Source organism: Streptomyces sp. KR80 (assembly GCF_052245555.1).
Lineage (GTDB): Bacteria > Actinomycetota > Actinomycetes > Streptomycetales > Streptomycetaceae > Streptomyces.
Genome location: NZ_JBQQCD010000003.1, coordinates 123,865 through 138,696 on the forward strand (window position 1 = coordinate 123,865; position 14,832 = coordinate 138,696).

Here is a 14,832-nt window from a genome sequence, read left to right on the forward strand (position 1 = left end):
GGCATGCCGCCGATCCCTGGCGGTCCTGGTCAGGACCGTTGGTTCAGGGCGGGCACGTTCTTGCGCTCAACTGGGGTCGGAGGGCGCTTGGGCAGGAACATCGAACGGCGTCGGTGCTGGTCACTTAAGAGGGCCGGGGCCCGGCGGCGCGGCGGAGTCGGTTGGCGATCGCCAGTCCCAGCCCCTCCTCCACCGGCAAGGACGCGACGATGAGGTCGCACCCTCGCTGGTCGAGCTCGCGGAGGAATCCGTACAGCCCGCGGGCGTAGGCGGCCATCGAATCGGGGACCGCCACCACGGCGTGCGCCTTCACCGGAGCGTCGGCGAAGGAGGGCGGAAGGAAAACGCCCACCTGGTGCCCGAGCTCCTGCGCGAGCTCCGCTTCGGCGATGACCTTCTCGGGCTCGACGAGGACGACCCGCGCACCTGGCGCGTAGTGGGACGGATGCTGGCCCGGCACCCGAATGCGGCTCGTCGAGTGGACCGCGAGCGGGCGCCCCAGCACCGCTTCGAGGTCCTCGCGCGTCACCCCGCCGGGCCGAAGGATGGTCGGGATCTCGCCTGTGGCGTCGACGATGGTGGACTCGACGCCGACCTCGCAGGGGCCGCCGTCCAGCACGAAGTCGACGGCATCGCCGAGCTCGGCACGGACGTCGTTCGCGGTTGTGGGGCTGACCTGGCCGAAGCGGTTGGCGGACGGGGCCGTGACACCGCCGCCGAAGGCGGCCAGCAGCGCGAGTGCGACGGCGTGGTCGGGCACGCGCACGGCCACCGTCTCCAGGCCACCAGTCGCTTCGAGGGGCACCCGGCGACCGCGCCGCAGGACCAGCGTGAGCGGCCCCGGCCAGAAGCGTTCGGCCAGCAGGCGGGCCGTCGCGGGCACGTCCTGGACCCAGTCGTCCAGGTGCTCCGCGCTGCCGATGTGGACGATCAGCGGGTGGGAGGGCGGGCGCCCCTTGACCTGGAAGATGCGCGAGACGGCGGCGGGGTCCTCGGCGTTTGCGCCCAGACCGTAGACGGTCTCTGTCGGAAAGGCCACCAGGCCCCCGGCGCGCAGCACACCGGCCGCCTTCTCGATGTCACTGGTTCTTGCCGTCACCCTCGAATCCTCCCACTGTTCCGCTGCCCACCTTCCATGGTCTCGTCGGCGCATAACGACCAACCAAGGACGACGGCACCGCGTGAGCGAAGGCCGCACGACAGCCGTCACGGCGGCACCGGGGAACACCGCCAGGCCCCGCTCGGCCAGGACGCGGGAGCGGTCCAGCAGCAGGTCGACGGTGTGCCGGATGTGCTCGTGGAGGATCTCCTCGGCCTGGTCGCGTCCGGCGGCGCGAGCTGGCGGAACAAGTGCTCCACCTGGTTGCAGTTCTAGTTGCATTCACCCCCGTCCAGCGCAGTCCGCCGCCGCCCCAGTGCCCGGCTCCACCGCAGGTCAGAACGCCCTCGGTCCACCGCGAACCCCTAGACGAACATTTGGAAAGCGTGTTGGGGGCAACCCCTCACGAGTTCGAATCTCGCATCCTCCGCACCCACGCCCAGCAGGGCAGACGATGGGGCCCCGACCGATCTTCGGTCGGGGCCTCATCGTTGTCTGTTGGCCGGGCCGCCCGGCGCTTCGGCAAGCGCCCGGCTCACGCCCACAGTGCCTCGGCGAACTCCGTCCCGACGAAGACGGCGCCCAGCCCGGCCACCGCGCTCGCGACGACATTGACGGCGGCGAAGTATCTCGCCCCGTCCTCCATCAGCCGCAGCGTCTCGTAGGAGAACGTCGAATACGTCGTCAGCGCCCCGCACAACCCCGTGCCCACCAGCAGCTGCACGTGCGACGACGCGGCACCGGCGGACACCGCCCCGGTCACCAGGCCCAGCACCAGGCACCCGACCACGTTCACCGCGAAGGTCCCCCACGGGAAGACCGTGTCATGCTTGGCCTGCACCGCCCGGTCGGTCAGAAACCGCAGCGGCGCCCCGACCATCGCGCCGGCGATCACCAGCACCCAGTTCACCGCGACTCCCGGCCCCGGCCGACGTACCGGATGACTTCGCAGTCGTCGAGGATCACCAGGCCCTCGGCCACCAGCTCGTCCAGCTGCGGCAGGAACGCGCGGATCCGCTCATGGCTGTCCACGATGACGATCGCCACCGGCAGGTCTTCGCTGAGCGACAGCAGCCGCTGCGTGTGGATCAGCGACGACGCACCGAAGCCCTCGATCCCCCGGAAGACGCTCGCGCCCGCCAGCCCCGCCTTGTGCGCCCGGTGCACGATCTCGGTGTACAGCGGTTTGTGATGCCACAGATCGCTCTCCCCGATGAAGATCGTCACCCGCAGCGCCGTTCCCGTCAGCCTCGTCATCGCGCCCTCCACGCCAGTACGCGGCGCGTCGCCACCGCCGCGATCCACACCGTTCCCAGGGCCACCAGCAGCGTCGCGCCCAGATACGCCAGCCCCCTACCCGCCTCACCCTCGTCCACCAGGCGCTGTACGTCCGCGGCATAGGTGGAGAACGTGGTGAACCCGCCGAGCACCCCGGTACCGAAGAACGGCCGCACCAGCCGGTGGGCGGCCCACACGTCCGAGATCACCACCATGAACACGCCGATCACCGCGCATCCGACCGCGTTCACCCCCAGCGTCGTCCAGGGAAATGCGCCCGACGCGGTCGGCCAGATCAGCGACGCCCCATAACGAGCGGCCCCTCCGACACCTCCGCCGAGCGCCACCGCACAGACGACCGGCGCCTGCCCGCGCCACAACGTCCACCGCCGCACGGGCAAGCGGTCACCGACATCGGGATCACTCGACTCGTCGATCACCTGGGCCCTCAGAACTTCCCACGACACGTCTCCTACTCGCAGGGCGCCCGCAGCCGGGCACGCTCCATCGCAAGCAGGGACCGTTGGCGGCGTCCTCGCCGCGGTTCGGGTACGGCGGGCCCCACCGCCGCGCAGCGACCCAAGAGATCACCGCAGAAGGCCAGGCTACCGTCACCCACGCGCTGACACCGCCGGGCGGGTTCCACCGGCTCGGGGGACCCCACCCCACGCCGGTCACCGCAGGTGAGGAGGAAAGTCACGCCCCGGCCCGTACATCCGTTGCCCTCCCTCGTGAGTCATGTGAGGGAGCAGCCAATCCAGCGGTTGCCATGAAGGCTTTCTCCCGATTCAGGCTGATGCGGAGCATTCAATTGATAACCCTCAACAGGAGCATGCGCGTGCGTAAGGGGACGGGCATACGCAAGCCCGGCGCAGCCAGACCCATGCGCAAGACCGCGGCTGTCGTCGTGACCGCCTGCGCCGTACTGACCGTTTCGCCCGTGGCCTCACCCGCGCACGCGGCCACCGCGCCCACGGTGAGCGCCAAGGGCGCCTTCCTGCTGGACAACGCGACCGGCACCAAGGTGTACAGCAAGTACGCCGACACCAAGCGGCCGATGGCCAGCACGACCAAGATCATGACCGTCCGGGTGGTCCTCAGCCAGACCAATCTCGACCTCGACCGCAAAGTCACCGTCCAGCAGGCCTACCGCGACTACGTCGCCGCCAAGGGCGCGAGCACAGCGGACCTGAAGACCGGCGACCGCATGACGGTCCGTCAGCTTCTGTACGCGACGATGCTGCCCTCGGGCTGCGACGCCGCATACGCCCTCGCCGACACCTTCGGCACTGGCACCACCCGGTCCGCGCGGGTCAAGTCGTTCATCGGCAAGATGAACAACAAGGCCGCCGACCTGGGCCTGACCAACACCCACTTCGACTCCTTCGACGGCATCTCGACGACCGGCGAGAACTACACCACGCCGCGCGACCTGGCGAAGCTCGCCCGCAGCGCGATGAAGTGGTCGACGTTCCGCACCGTCGTCAAGTCGCAGAAGACCGTGCGCTACGCGACCACGAGCACCGGCGGCACCCGTACCTACACCTGGTACAACACCAACAAGCTGCTCGGTTCCTACACCGGGGCCACCGGCATCAAGACCGGCACCAGCACCCCGGCGGGTCCGTGCCTCGTATTCTCCGCGACCCGCGGCGATAAGACCCTCATCGGCGTCGTCCTGAACGGCACGGACCGCTACAACGACGCCGCGAAGCTGCTGGATTACGGCTTCGGCACCACCACCGCTGCGACGATGCAGCTGCGCAAGCTGCCCACAGGCGCCCAGCAGGACTGATCCGGGCGCCTGAGCAAGGGCCCGGAAGCAAGGCGGACGAGGTCCGGACCGCTGAACGGTCCGGACCTCGTCATAGTCCGGGCTCAGTTCAGTTGTGCCGCGCCCACGGGTGGCCGGCCCGATCAGGGACTGGTGAGCGCCTCGTGGGGGGCGAGGCGTGCCGCGCGCAGCGCGGGCCAGAGTCCGGCCAGCGCTCCGATGGTGATCGTGGCCGTGACGCCGATGATCAGTGCCCGGGGCGGGATCACGATCTGCCAGTCCCGCGAGAGTGCGAAGGCCGCTGAGACCACCGCGCCGAGGAGGGCGCCCGCTGTGCCGCCGAGCGCGGAGAGCAGAACAGACTCCGTGAGGAACTGGGTGCGTATCTGGGCGCGAGTGGCGCCGAGCGAGCGGCGCAGGGCGATTTCCCCGCGACGTTCCAGTACGGCGATCACCATCGTGTTGGCCACGCCGATGCCGCCGACCAGGAGGCCCTGCGGCTGGTCGACCAACTCGGACAAGAGGACGGTTTCAGGGGCGTAGGCACCGGTGTGTCCGGTACGGCCGCACCCGGGTGATGCGCCCGCCGAATGACCCGATGGTAGGTTCCCTCGGGTGGCGAACATGGGGGCGGCGCAGCGCGGCACGTTGGACATCGATGTGCGTCCCTGGCGTTGGCGGCCCGCCGTGAGCCGGACGGCCGCCGGACTCGCCTTCGCCGGATTCAGCACCATGGGTGGGGTGGTGGCGCGCAGCGGGTTCGATGACTCCACCGCGGCCTGGCTGCTGCTGACGGTCGGTGTCGTGATGGCCGTCGCAGGAAGCCTCATCGCACGGTCCGGTGGTCGTCATCGCGGCCTCGCCCTCCCGCTCGTTCCCACCGCCGGTGTTCTCGGCGCGCTCGGCGCATGGACGGCGGGCGACGCGTACGGCTGGTCGTGGGAAGCGCGGCTGGCCGGGCTCGCCGTGGTAGCGACGCCGGCTCTCGTCCAGCTCGGGCTGTTCTCGCCCCTCGGACGGAGCGCCTGGATCGGTGCGGGCGCGGTCGCCGCTACCGTCACGGTGTGGGAGCTCGCGGCACTGCTCGCGGACGACCCGGCACGGATCGGCGTACTGCCGGCCGTAGTCTCCGTCGTGACCCTCGGGCTCCTGCCGAGGCTCGCGCTCATGGGTGCCGGACTGACCGGCCTGGACGATCGCCGGTCGGCCGGCGTCTCCGTGAGCCGCCACCATGTCGACACCGCGCTGGCGGGGACCCACCGGGGACTGGCGCTCGCCACCGTCGTCACCGCCGCGTCCGCCGCGTCCGCGGGCTGGCTCATGGTCGATGCGCACAGAGGGGCTGATGCGTGGACGGTGGCGCTGACGGTGGTCCTCGCGGTGGTGCTGCTGTCGCGCTCGCGTGCCTACCCGTTGGTGGCGGAGGTCGTGGCGCTGCTCACGGCAGCGGCGGTTCTGCTGGTCCGGCTCGCGGTGCTGTGGGCGCACGGCGTCGACGGTCCGCCTTACGGACCGCTGGCCGTGCTCGGTGTGGCGGCGCTCCTGCCGCTGGCGGTCCTGGCCGTGGAACTCCCGGAGCACGTCCGGATCCGGCTGCGCCGTGTGGCGGACCTCGTCGAGTCGGCGGGTGTCATCGCGCTGTTCCCGCTCGCTGTCGGCGCGTTCGGCGTGTACGGACGACTGCTCAACGCATTCTGAGCGGTCGCGGTCTGAGGGGAAGGGTATGGCGGCGGACAATCGGCAGGAGGACGTCCTGGATCAGGTGAGCGGTGGTGCGGACCCGGTGCCGCCATCGCCTGCCGCACCCGCATCCCCAGCACTGACACCCCCCGCGACCGCATCCCCGGCACCCGCGACACCTGCCGCACCCGCGCCGTCCGTGGCCGCCGCCGGGGCGAACGGCCCGCAGGTCGTACCGAACGCACCGCCGGTACCTCCCGTGCCCCGGCAACCCCTGCCCCAACAGCCGCCGCAGTCGCCGCCGTCGACCGCGCTCCCCACCCCCCTGTCCGTCAGCACCGTGGACGCCGGCCTCTCCGAGGCACAGGGCAGACCGAGGAGCGGCGACTCCGCCGCCCAGCGCACCGGCCGGGCCCTGCGCAAGCTGGTCGGTTCCTCGGCCGCCCAGGACGTCGCCGCCGTCACCAAGGTCGCCCAGGACCTGCAGCAGCCCATCACGACCGGCCGCCAGCTGGTGGTCACCAGCATTCGCGGCGGGGCCGGCAAGACCACGGTTGCCGCGCTGCTGGGCCGTACGTACGAGCACTACCGGCACGACCCCGTCCTCACGCTGGAGGCCGACCCGGCCCTCGGCACGCTGCCCGTACGCCTAGGAGCCCCGGCCGTCCGCTGGACGTGCAGTGATCTCGCCCGGATCCTCGACCCGTCCCTGCAGATCACCGACATCACCGGCTATCTCGTCCATCTGCCCGGCGGTGGCTGGCTGCTGCCGGGCAGTCAGGGCAAGGTGGGCACTCGGCTGGAGCTATCGGACTACAAGTCGGTGGTCGTGGCGCTGCGCCGGCACTTCGCGATCACCGTGGTCGACTGCGAGACGCTCCCCAGCGAACTGGCACGCACCGCCCTCGCCGCCGCGCACGCCCGAGTGCTGGTGACCCCCGCGACGCTGGAGGGAGTCGCGAGCACCCGCTCCGTGCTGAACTGGATGGCCGAGGTGCCGCGTCCGAAGCTGCTGCCCCGTACGGTCGTCGCCCTCGTGTCGACCTCTCCGCACATGACGCTCGACATCGAAGCGGCCACCGCGCACCTCCAGGTGGCGGGCGTACGGGTGCTGGCACTGCCCTACGACCGGCATCTGGCCGCCGGAGGCACCATCCGCACCTCGCTGCTCGCGCAGGGAACGCGGGAGGCCGCGGCGCAGTTGGCCGCCGAGCTTCTCAACCGCGCCGTAGGCGCACCGGGATGACCACCGGGGCTGGACGCAGCGCCCACTGATCAACGCTGACGAACGGTGCTGCGCGACGCGGCCCCTCTATACATCGCGTGTATACACATGAAGTATAGTCGCCTCGCGGACGCCTTTCGACCAAAGCTGCTGCGTCCGCGCCCGCACACCGCTGCCCGCTCAAGGGTTCCCGCACGGCGGAACGACAGAAAGGCATTCATGTACAGCAAGGCATTCGCCCCGGAGTATCAAGGCGCCCTCACCGCTCTGTCCGTGAACTCCTCCCTCGCAGACGTACTGGCGAAGGCGACCGAGCAGTTGCGGGCCGCCGAGCGCTCCGGCTCCCGGCAGGAGGTGGCGCGGGCCGGGCTCGCCGTCGCCGAGGCGCACCGCCGTCTGGGGCACGTCGAGGCGGCCGACCGGGCCTGGAAGGCGAGTTACCGCACCGCTCGGTCGACCGGCGACCTCGGAGCGATGGCGTGGGCGCTGTGGAGCGGTGGCACACTCGCCCGCCAGCGGGGCGCGTTGGCCCTGGCCCGCCGCCTCCTCGGGCTCGCCGCCGACCTCGGCGAGCGCGGCGGGGACGTCGTGGCCCGGGGGTACTCCCTCGCCGGAATGGCCGAGACGGGCCGGATCCAGGGCGACTACCGGGCCGTCGGCGCCCTGCACGAGCGGTTGCTCGCCGAGGCCCGGAAGCGCGGCGAGGCCCGGCACACGGTGTGGGCGCTGGAGGGCATCGCGCAGATGCACCGGAACACCGGCTCGTACGACACCGCGTTCGCGATGTTCGAGGAAGCCGCGGGGATAGCCGAGAAAGCCGAGGACAGCAGGGGCCGGGCCTGGGCACTGCGCGGGATGGCCGACATCCTGTCCGCCCGGGACGACGAGCCGGATCGCGCCCTCGCCCTGCTCGCGGAAGCCGAAGCCACCTGCCGTGAGATGAACTTGGCCGGTGCCCTGGCCTACAACCACAAGATGCGCGGCAACGTCCTGTTCCGCGCCCGCCGTTACGAGGAAGCCCGGCAGGTCTACGCGGAGGCGCTGGCGGAGTTCCGGACCATCGGGGAGCCGCGCGGTGCGGCCCTGTCCCGGCTCGGCCTGGTCAAGGCGCTCGCCCACCTGGGGCGCGACCGAGCCGAAACCGCCGCCGATCTCGACGAGTTGCGCCGTGCCCTCGACGCGATGGGCCTGCGCCATGTCTCTGCCATGGTCGACAAGGCCTACGCCGAACTGGGCATAGCACCGCCCGTCTGCTGCGCCGACGAGGGGGACGGCCCGCGATGACCCTTCCCACCACAGCTCCGCCGACGGCCCCGCAGATCCTCGCCCGATGCCGGGAACTCGTACGTCCGGCCCTGGCGGCGGCGATCGAGCGGCTGCATCCCTGGCCCGCCGAGATGGCTGCCTTCTCCCTCGGTTGGTGCGAGGTGGGCGGCAAACCCGCCTCCGGAGCCCAGGGCAAGGGCGTCCGCCAGGCACTGGCCGTACTCGGAGCCGAGGCCGCGGGTGCGCCCGGCGAGACCGGTGTCGCCGGCGCGGTCGCCGTCGAGCTGATCCACACCTTCTCGCTCCTGCACGACGACATCATGGACGGCGACGAGCTGCGGCGGCAGCGGAAGACGGTGTGGAAGGCGTACGGTACGGGCCCCGCGGTCCTCGCGGGTGACGCGCTCTTCGCCCTCGCCCTGGAAACGCTGGCCGATACGGCGAACGTGCACAGCGGCGCGGCGGTGCGGCAGCTGTCCGGGGCGCTGAACGACCTGGTACGCGGTCAGGCCGAGGACTTGCTCTTCGAATCCCGCCCCTGGACTGGCCCACAAGCCGTACGACGGCACGAGTACCGGTCCATGGCGGACCACAAGACCGGCGCCCTCCTCGGCTGCGCCGCCGCTCTCGGGGCCGTGCTCGCCGGTGCCCCCTCGCCGACCGTCACCGCCCTCGGCCGGGCGGGACGGCACCTCGGCGTGGCCTTCCAGGCGATCGACGACGTGCTCGGCATCTGGGGGGATCCCGCGGTCACCGGCAAACCCGTCCACTCCGATCTGCGCCGGAAGAAGAAGACGTTCCCCGTCATCGCGGCTCTGGAGGCGGACGGCCCGGCCTCCCGGCACCTCGCCGAACTCCTCACCCCGCGGGCCCCGATGGACGACGACGCCCTCCGCCGGGCCGCCGCACTCGTCGAAGAGGCCGGCGGACGATCCGCGACTGTGGCCGAAGCCCACCGCCATCTGGAACTGGCCCGCACCGCGGTGCACAGCGTCCCGCTGGCGCCGCCCGCGGTCGACGCGATCCTCACGCTTGTGCCGTTTCTCGTCGCTCGCAGCGTGTGACGGGCCGAGCAGGTGACGGACACACCGCGGTGGCCCGGACGGGTGCGGGATTTCACCGCTGCGGAACCAAGAGTGATTTGAGCGACGTACGTTCCCATCGAACGTGCTACTGGCTAGGTTTCCGTCCCACGGCGTTCACATCGCGGACGCGCTCCACCGCACGCCGAACAGCTCGGTTCCCGCCGGATTTACGGAAGGACTTCCGTGGACATAAGACACCCGCGAAGAGCGATAGCCACCCTGGCCGCCCTCGCACTCACCACCCCGCTGCTGATCGCCACCGCCTCCCCCGCCACCGCCTCCCCCGCCGCCGCCCGCCACGACGACCCGGGCAAGAAGGCCGCCAAGCTCGCCCGCAAGCTGGTCCACACGTCCAGCGCCGCGGACGCTCACGAGCACCTGGAGAGGTTCCAGGCCTTCGCCGACTCGGCGGGCGGACACCGGGCCGCAGGCTCGCTCGGACACGACGCGTCGGCCGCGTACGTGTACCGACAGTTGAAGCGGGCCGGGTACGAAGTGCCGTACGACACCTTCGAGTTCACCTACATCGAGACGCTGGCCGAGAAGCTCTCCGTGGTCGCGCCGGCCCCGCGTGACATCGATATCAAGGCGATGTCGTACACGAAGAGCACTCCCGAGGGCGGCGTCAAGGCGGCGATCGCCGTCGTACCGCCGGACGCGACCACCGGGTGCGAGGCCGCCGACTACGCCTCCGGGACCTTCACCGGGAAGATCGCCCTCATCAAGCGCGGTGGCTGCACGTTCGCCCAGAAGCAGGCCACCGCGGCCGACGCCGGTGCCGTGGCCGCCATCATCCACAACAACATCGACGGCACGCTGTCCGGGACACTCGGCGATGCGGCCGCCGGTCGAATACCCACCGGCGGCGTGACGCTGAAGGACGGCGAGGCGCTCGCCGGCGAGGCCGCGAAAGGCGAGGTGACCGTCTCGCTCGAGATCCGCCAGCTGCAGGAGAAGCGGACCACCAACAATGTGATCGCCGAAACGCGCCGCGGTGACGCGGACCGTACGGTGATGCTCGGCGCCCACCTCGACTCGGTCACCGCCGGACCCGGCATCAACGACAACGGCTCCGGTTCGGCCGGCCTGCTGGAGGTCGCCCTGGAGCTGGCCAAGAGCCACAAGAAGCCGGACAACAAGATCCGCTTCGCCTGGTGGTCTGCGGAGGAGCTGGGCCTGATCGGCTCCGAGGAATACGTCTCCCGCCTCACCGAGCAGCAGAAGAAGCAGCTCGCGCTGTATCTGAACTTCGACATGATCGCCTCTCCGAACTTCGGTCAGTTCGTGTACGACGGCGACGATTCGGACGCCACTGGCGCCGGTCCCGGTCCCGAGGGCTCGGCGCAGATCGAGAAGCAGATCAACGACTTCCTCGACCGCCGGGACACTCCGCACGAGGGCACCGACTTCACCGGCCGCTCCGACTACGGGCCGTTCATCGCGGCGGGCATCCCGTCGGGCGGCACGTTCACCGGCGCCGAGGGGATCAAGACCGAGACGCAGGCTGCCAAGTTCGGCGGTCAGGCAGGCGTGGCGTACGACGCGTGCTACCACGCGGCCTGCGACACGCTCTCCAACATCAACATGTCGGCCTTCGACACCAACATCGATGTGATCGCGAATGCGGTCGGCACGTACGCGTACGACCTCAGCTCGCTCACCGAGCCGGTCGAGAGCGTGCCCACGTCGGGAGACGCGGGCAGCGGCGGCGGACTCCACGACGACCACGACCCCGTCACCGAGTAAACGGCGACCGACGAGCACGTCCGCCGGCGCTGGGCGGTCCATCGCTCAGCGCCGGCGGCGACGTGCCGGTCCAGCACGGGTCCGGTGGCCGCGTGCCCCGCCCCGATCTGCGCGGGTACATCCGCGGAGCGGAAACTTCCGCTCTTGATTCACTCCGCATTCAACCCTTAACGCCACATTTCCACTCCTGCGCCATGGCTGCGCCCGGAGCGTCAGGACCGGTAGGCTTTCCGTGTGATCTTCAAGCGCATCGGAAACGGGCGGCCGTATCCCGACCACGGCCGCGAGAGCACCCGCCAGTGGGCGGACGTCGCTCCGCGCCCGGTTCGCCTCGACCAGTTGGTCACGACCAAGGGCCAGCTGGACCTCGAGACCCTGCTCGCCGAGGACTCGACGTTCTACGGAGACCTCTTCGCCCATGTCGTGAAGTGGCAAGGCGACCTCTACCTGGAGGATGGGCTGCACCGAGCCGTGCGAGCGGCCCTGCAGCAGCGCCAGGTGCTGCACGCACGCGTGCTCGAGCTGGGCTGACGCGACCGGGTCCCATCAGGGCCACTCTCGGACCATATGGGCATATTGACCCTTTTGGGTTGGGCTGGACGCCACGCATTGATCATCTAGTAGGCAGCGGCCACAGCCCGCACTACGCTGCGCTTCATGAGCATGCTGACTCCCCCCGGCATGGGCGGTAAGTACCGCATCACGGGGGACAGGTACCCGCGGATGCGCCGACCCCGGAACCGCCGTCGCATCCTGCTCGGCGTGATCGGCACGGTGGCTGCCCTCGGGCTGGTCGGGTGGGGGACGATGCAGCTCATCGACGTGTTCTCGGGAAGCGGCGGCCGCAAGGTCCGGGCAGCCGGCAAGGCCGACTGCAAACGGCAGAGCGGGCCGCGTCCGTCAGGTCTGCCGCTGCCGAAGCCGGGAGACATCACCGTGAACGTCTACAACGCGACCCCGCGCAGTGGCCTGGCCAAAGAGACCGCCGACGAGCTGAAGAAGCGCGGCTTCAAGATCGGCAAGATCGGCAACGCGACCCCCGAGTACGACAAGAAGATCAAGGGCGCCGGGGTGCTGCTCGGCGCACCGAACTCGGTCGACGGGCGCATCAAGGTGCTCGGCACGCAGCTCGCCGGGGCGGAGACGAAGGCGGACGAGCTGCGCAAGGGCGAGGACGTCGACCTGATCATCGGCGACGCGTTCAAGGCGCTCACGGACGAGAAGGACGCCGACCAGGCACTGGCCTCGCTGAGCAGCCCCTCGCCGACCCCCTCCGGCACGCGGACGTGCTGATCGGACGCGACTGCTGAGCCCGGCCACCGGCCGTACGCACCGGTGCCGGACGTGGGCCCCGGAACCCGTCAGTCGGCCGTGCCGTACATGCGATCGCCGGCGTCCCCGAGCCCCGGGACGATATATCCCTGCTCGTTGAGATGCTCGTCCACCGCGGCCGTGACCACCGTGACCGGAGTGCCGGCCAGCTCCTGCTCCATGAGCTCCACGCCCTCCGGCGCCGTGAGCAGACAGATCGCCGTGACATCGTCCGCGCCCCGGGAGATCAGCTCATTGATCGCCGCGACCAGCGTGCCGCCCGTCGCCAACATCGGGTCGAGGACGTACACCTGGCGGCCCGAGAGATCCTCCGGCATCCGGGTCGCATAGGTCGATGCCTGGAGCGTCGACTCGTCCCGGATCATGCCGAGGAATCCGACCTCCGCGGTGGGCAACAGGCGGAGCATCCCGTCGAGCATGCCGAGACCCGCCCGGAGGATCGGCACGACGAGGGGCCGCGGGCGCGACAGCCGGACACCGGTCGTCGCCGTGAGGGGCGTTTCGATGTCGACCTGCTCGGTGCGCACGTCGCGGGTCGCCTCGTAAGCGAGCAGGGTGACCAGCTCGTCGGCGAGCCTCCGGAAGGTGGGGGAGTCGGTGCGCAGGTCGCGCAGCGTGGTCAGTTTGTGCGCCACCAGCGGGTGGTCGACGACATGGATCCGCATGGCGATGACAGTAGCCGAGCCCGTCGCGCCCCCGCGCCGCCCCCGCAGCCTTGTCCGTTCTGCCGCTCTAGTGGCATCGAACCACCAGTTCGAGGGAAAGTAGGGACGTACGCCTGTACGGGCTCGCGCGCTCGCGCCGGCGTACTGGACAGCGAAACCAGCCGGGGGAGGTGTGGCACCCATGCCGGACCCCAGCCAGGAGAGCGGCCCGTCCGTGCCGGAGCCGGAGCCCGAGGGGAACGATGCGGACCGGCGTCGGCGACGCGCCCAGTTCCTGCGCGAACTGCATGAGGCCAAAGCGCTCCGCGAGCGCGTCCAGCCCCGTCGGGCCCGCACAGCCCGGATGCGCCAGCAGATGCGGATGAGAACCTTCCGCTGGTAGTCCCGCAGCCCGAGCCGTCCCCCCGCCCGGGTGCCGAAATGCGGTCCGGTCGCAGGACTGGTGCACGACGCACAGCGGAAGACCCCTCGCGAGCGCCCGGTTTCTGTCACGATTCCGAGTGGACGGGCCCAGCGGAGAAATCCGCTGTTCCCGCCCGGAGACCCGCAGACCCGGCACACGCCAATGACCAGTGGGAGAGTCACGGTGTACTTCGCCGCACTGCTCGCGCGCACCGAAGACGGGTGGGTAGCGAGCGACACAGAGCTCGACGACGTGGAGACCCTGGCCGATCTGGCGGATCTGGCCCGTGAGGCATCGGTGGACGACGACACGGTCCTCGCCTTCATCGAGCAGGAGGACGCGTGGTTCGGCGTCGTCCGGGTGGACGGCGAGGAGGACCCGCGCATCTATGTCTCGGATGCGGCCGCCGCCGCCCGCAGCTCGTACGGGGAGATCCTCCTCACCGACGAGTTGCTCGGCCGCGAGCCGGAGGACGATCTGGACAGCCTGGTGAACCTCGACGGCACGGAAGACGGCGAACCCGAGCGGGAGGCGGACAACGAGCCGACCGCCGGGGACGAAGCCGTGCCGCCGGGTCCGATCGGCGACTCCGAGCTGCTCTCCGACCTCGGTGTCGGCCAGAAGGACCTGCTGGCCCTCAACGGAGACGCGCTCAGCGAGATCGCCGACGCGCTCGGTTGTACGGACGTCCTGGAGGCGGTCCGCTGAACCGGGCCGCCGCACGCTGACCGACACTGTCCCCATGGACGCTCCGCCCCCTGTACCGGCCGTTCGGCCCGACCCCCTGCGAGACCCGTGGCGCGCCCCGATGCGCCTGGCACTGCAGGAGGCCGTACGGGCTCCGGAGACGGGGGACGTGCCGGTCGGCGCCGTCGTGCTGGGTGCGGACGGCTCGGTGCTCGGCCGCGGGCACAACGAGCGCGAGGCGACCGGCGACCCGACGGCGCATGCTGAGGTCCTCGCGCTGCGCGAAGCGGCTCGCGCGCTAGGGGCGTGGCGGCTGACCGGCTGCACGCTCGTGGTGACGCTGGAGCCGTGCACGATGTGCGCGGGTGCCATCGTGCTGTCCCGGGTGGACCGGGTGGTCTACGGCGCGGTCGACGAGAAGGCCGGTGCCGCCGGCTCGCTGTGGGACGTCGTCCGTGACCGCCGCCTCAACCACCGGCCCGAGGTCGTCCAGGGCGTGCTCGCCGAGGAGTGCGCCGACCTGCTCACCCGCTTCTTCCGCCGAACCGGTGGCGCGGATACCGATTTCGGAGCACACCCCCCGGTCCGCTAA

The 14,832-nt window shown here is 70.7% G+C and carries 16 protein-coding genes and 2 pseudogenes; 11 read left to right on the forward strand and 7 right to left on the reverse strand.

The features are described 5' to 3' along the window. Positions 1-124: 124 nt before the first annotated feature. The 5 genes and pseudogenes from ACTWQI_RS05940 to ACTWQI_RS05960 all read right to left on the reverse strand — a co-directional run bounded on the left by ACTWQI_RS05940 (position 125) and on the right by ACTWQI_RS05960 (position 2,814). Entirely contained in the window at positions 125-1,099 is a 975-nt protein-coding gene (locus ACTWQI_RS05940; protein WP_443268648.1) for an L-threonylcarbamoyladenylate synthase, read from the reverse strand. Positions 1,100-1,237: 138 nt separating this feature from the next. Then, positions 1,238-1,339: pseudogene (locus tag ACTWQI_RS05945) on the reverse strand (carbonic anhydrase); the annotation flags it as partial. Between the two features lie 295 nt (positions 1,340-1,634). Next, complete coding sequence (gene crcB, locus ACTWQI_RS05950) at positions 1,635-2,009, reverse strand: fluoride efflux transporter CrcB (RefSeq protein WP_443268128.1); 375 nt, start codon at positions 2,007-2,009, stop codon at positions 1,635-1,637. Further along, entirely contained in the window at positions 2,006-2,356 is a 351-nt protein-coding gene (locus tag ACTWQI_RS05955) for a DUF190 domain-containing protein (protein WP_443268130.1), read from the reverse strand. Before ACTWQI_RS05955 ends, crcB begins: the two co-directional genes overlap by 4 nt. Beyond that, positions 2,353-2,814 (reverse strand): fluoride efflux transporter FluC, encoded by a 462-nt coding sequence (locus ACTWQI_RS05960; RefSeq protein ID WP_443268650.1) that lies wholly within the window; start codon positions 2,812-2,814, stop codon positions 2,353-2,355. Before ACTWQI_RS05960 ends, ACTWQI_RS05955 begins: the two co-directional genes overlap by 4 nt. Positions 2,815-3,260: 446 nt before the next feature. On the opposite strand from ACTWQI_RS05960, the gene ACTWQI_RS05965 reads away from it, so the two are divergent. After that, entirely contained in the window at positions 3,261-4,172 is a 912-nt protein-coding gene (locus ACTWQI_RS05965) for a D-alanyl-D-alanine carboxypeptidase family protein (protein WP_443268652.1), read from the forward strand. 122 nt (positions 4,173-4,294) lie between these two features. On the opposite strand, the pseudogene ACTWQI_RS05970 reads toward ACTWQI_RS05965, so the two are convergent. Then, a pseudogene (locus ACTWQI_RS05970) lies at positions 4,295-4,642 on the reverse strand (ABC transporter permease); the annotation flags it as partial. 133 nt (positions 4,643-4,775) lie between these two features. Between ACTWQI_RS05970 and ACTWQI_RS05975 the strand changes: the two are divergent. From ACTWQI_RS05975 to ACTWQI_RS06005, 7 genes are all read left to right on the forward strand, one after another. Further along, a complete protein-coding gene (locus tag ACTWQI_RS05975; protein ID WP_443268654.1) occupies positions 4,776-5,849 on the forward strand; it encodes a type VII secretion integral membrane protein EccD in 1,074 nt (357 codons plus the stop codon). 25 nt (positions 5,850-5,874) lie between these two features. Then, the gene (locus ACTWQI_RS05980) at positions 5,875-7,077 is read left to right on the forward strand and encodes a hypothetical protein (protein ID WP_443268131.1); all 1,203 of its coding nucleotides are present in this window, start codon (positions 5,875-5,877) and stop codon (positions 7,075-7,077) included. Positions 7,078-7,275: 198 nt separating this feature from the next. Next, the gene (locus ACTWQI_RS05985; RefSeq protein WP_443268133.1) at positions 7,276-8,340 is read left to right on the forward strand and encodes a tetratricopeptide repeat protein; all 1,065 of its coding nucleotides are present in this window, start codon (positions 7,276-7,278) and stop codon (positions 8,338-8,340) included. Beyond that, positions 8,337-9,386: a polyprenyl synthetase family protein gene (locus tag ACTWQI_RS05990; protein ID WP_443268135.1), complete on the forward strand. Its 1,050-nt coding sequence runs from the start codon at positions 8,337-8,339 to the stop codon at positions 9,384-9,386. The genes ACTWQI_RS05985 and ACTWQI_RS05990 overlap by 4 nt, the downstream gene beginning before the upstream one ends. A 231-nt stretch (positions 9,387-9,617) precedes the next feature. After that, on the forward strand, positions 9,618-11,153 hold the full coding sequence (locus ACTWQI_RS05995) for a M28 family metallopeptidase (protein WP_443268656.1): 1,536 nt from the start codon (positions 9,618-9,620) through the stop codon (positions 11,151-11,153). A 234-nt stretch (positions 11,154-11,387) separates the two neighbouring features. Next, complete coding sequence (locus ACTWQI_RS06000; RefSeq protein ID WP_003955420.1) at positions 11,388-11,684, forward strand: type II toxin-antitoxin system VapB family antitoxin; 297 nt, start codon at positions 11,388-11,390, stop codon at positions 11,682-11,684. Between the two features lie 126 nt (positions 11,685-11,810). After that, on the forward strand, positions 11,811-12,446 hold the full coding sequence (locus ACTWQI_RS06005; protein WP_443268136.1) for a LytR C-terminal domain-containing protein: 636 nt from the start codon (positions 11,811-11,813) through the stop codon (positions 12,444-12,446). Between the two features lie 68 nt (positions 12,447-12,514). Here the strand turns inward: ACTWQI_RS06005 and upp are convergent, their stop codons facing one another. Further along, positions 12,515-13,150, reverse strand: a complete 636-nt coding sequence (gene upp, locus ACTWQI_RS06010) for a uracil phosphoribosyltransferase (protein ID WP_443268137.1) — start codon at positions 13,148-13,150, stop codon at positions 12,515-12,517. Positions 13,151-13,331: 181 nt separating this feature from the next. On the opposite strand from upp, the gene ACTWQI_RS06015 reads away from it, so the two are divergent. From ACTWQI_RS06015 to tadA, 3 genes are all read left to right on the forward strand, one after another. After that, positions 13,332-13,532 (forward strand): hypothetical protein, encoded by a 201-nt coding sequence (locus tag ACTWQI_RS06015; protein ID WP_443268138.1) that lies wholly within the window; start codon positions 13,332-13,334, stop codon positions 13,530-13,532. 183 nt (positions 13,533-13,715) lie between these two features. Next, positions 13,716-14,261, forward strand: a complete 546-nt coding sequence (locus tag ACTWQI_RS06020; protein WP_443268140.1) for a tRNA adenosine deaminase-associated protein — start codon at positions 13,716-13,718, stop codon at positions 14,259-14,261. Between the two features lie 34 nt (positions 14,262-14,295). Next, positions 14,296-14,832 carry a tRNA adenosine(34) deaminase TadA gene (tadA, locus tag ACTWQI_RS06025; protein WP_443268142.1) on the forward strand — a complete coding sequence of 179 codons (537 nt, stop codon included), beginning with the start codon at positions 14,296-14,298 and terminating at the stop codon, positions 14,830-14,832.

Coding starts and splice junctions, on each gene's coding strand:
- ACTWQI_RS06020 (WP_443268140.1), top strand. CDS start 13,716: ATGACCAGTGGGAGAGTCACGGTGTACTTCGCCGCACTGCTCGCGCGC.
- ACTWQI_RS05980 (WP_443268131.1), top strand. CDS start 5,875: ATGGCGGCGGACAATCGGCAGGAGGACGTCCTGGATCAGGTGAGCGGT.
- upp (WP_443268137.1), bottom strand. CDS start 13,150: ATGCGGATCCATGTCGTCGACCACCCGCTGGTGGCGCACAAACTGACC.
- ACTWQI_RS06015 (WP_443268138.1), top strand. CDS start 13,332: ATGCCGGACCCCAGCCAGGAGAGCGGCCCGTCCGTGCCGGAGCCGGAG.
- ACTWQI_RS05965 (WP_443268652.1), top strand. CDS start 3,261: ATGCGCAAGACCGCGGCTGTCGTCGTGACCGCCTGCGCCGTACTGACC.
- ACTWQI_RS05955 (WP_443268130.1), bottom strand. CDS start 2,356: ATGACGAGGCTGACGGGAACGGCGCTGCGGGTGACGATCTTCATCGGG.
- ACTWQI_RS05985 (WP_443268133.1), top strand. CDS start 7,276: ATGTACAGCAAGGCATTCGCCCCGGAGTATCAAGGCGCCCTCACCGCT.
- ACTWQI_RS06005 (WP_443268136.1), top strand. CDS start 11,811: ATGAGCATGCTGACTCCCCCCGGCATGGGCGGTAAGTACCGCATCACG.
- tadA (WP_443268142.1), top strand. CDS start 14,296: ATGGACGCTCCGCCCCCTGTACCGGCCGTTCGGCCCGACCCCCTGCGA.
- ACTWQI_RS05975 (WP_443268654.1), top strand. CDS start 4,776: ATGGGGGCGGCGCAGCGCGGCACGTTGGACATCGATGTGCGTCCCTGG.
- ACTWQI_RS05990 (WP_443268135.1), top strand. CDS start 8,337: ATGACCCTTCCCACCACAGCTCCGCCGACGGCCCCGCAGATCCTCGCC.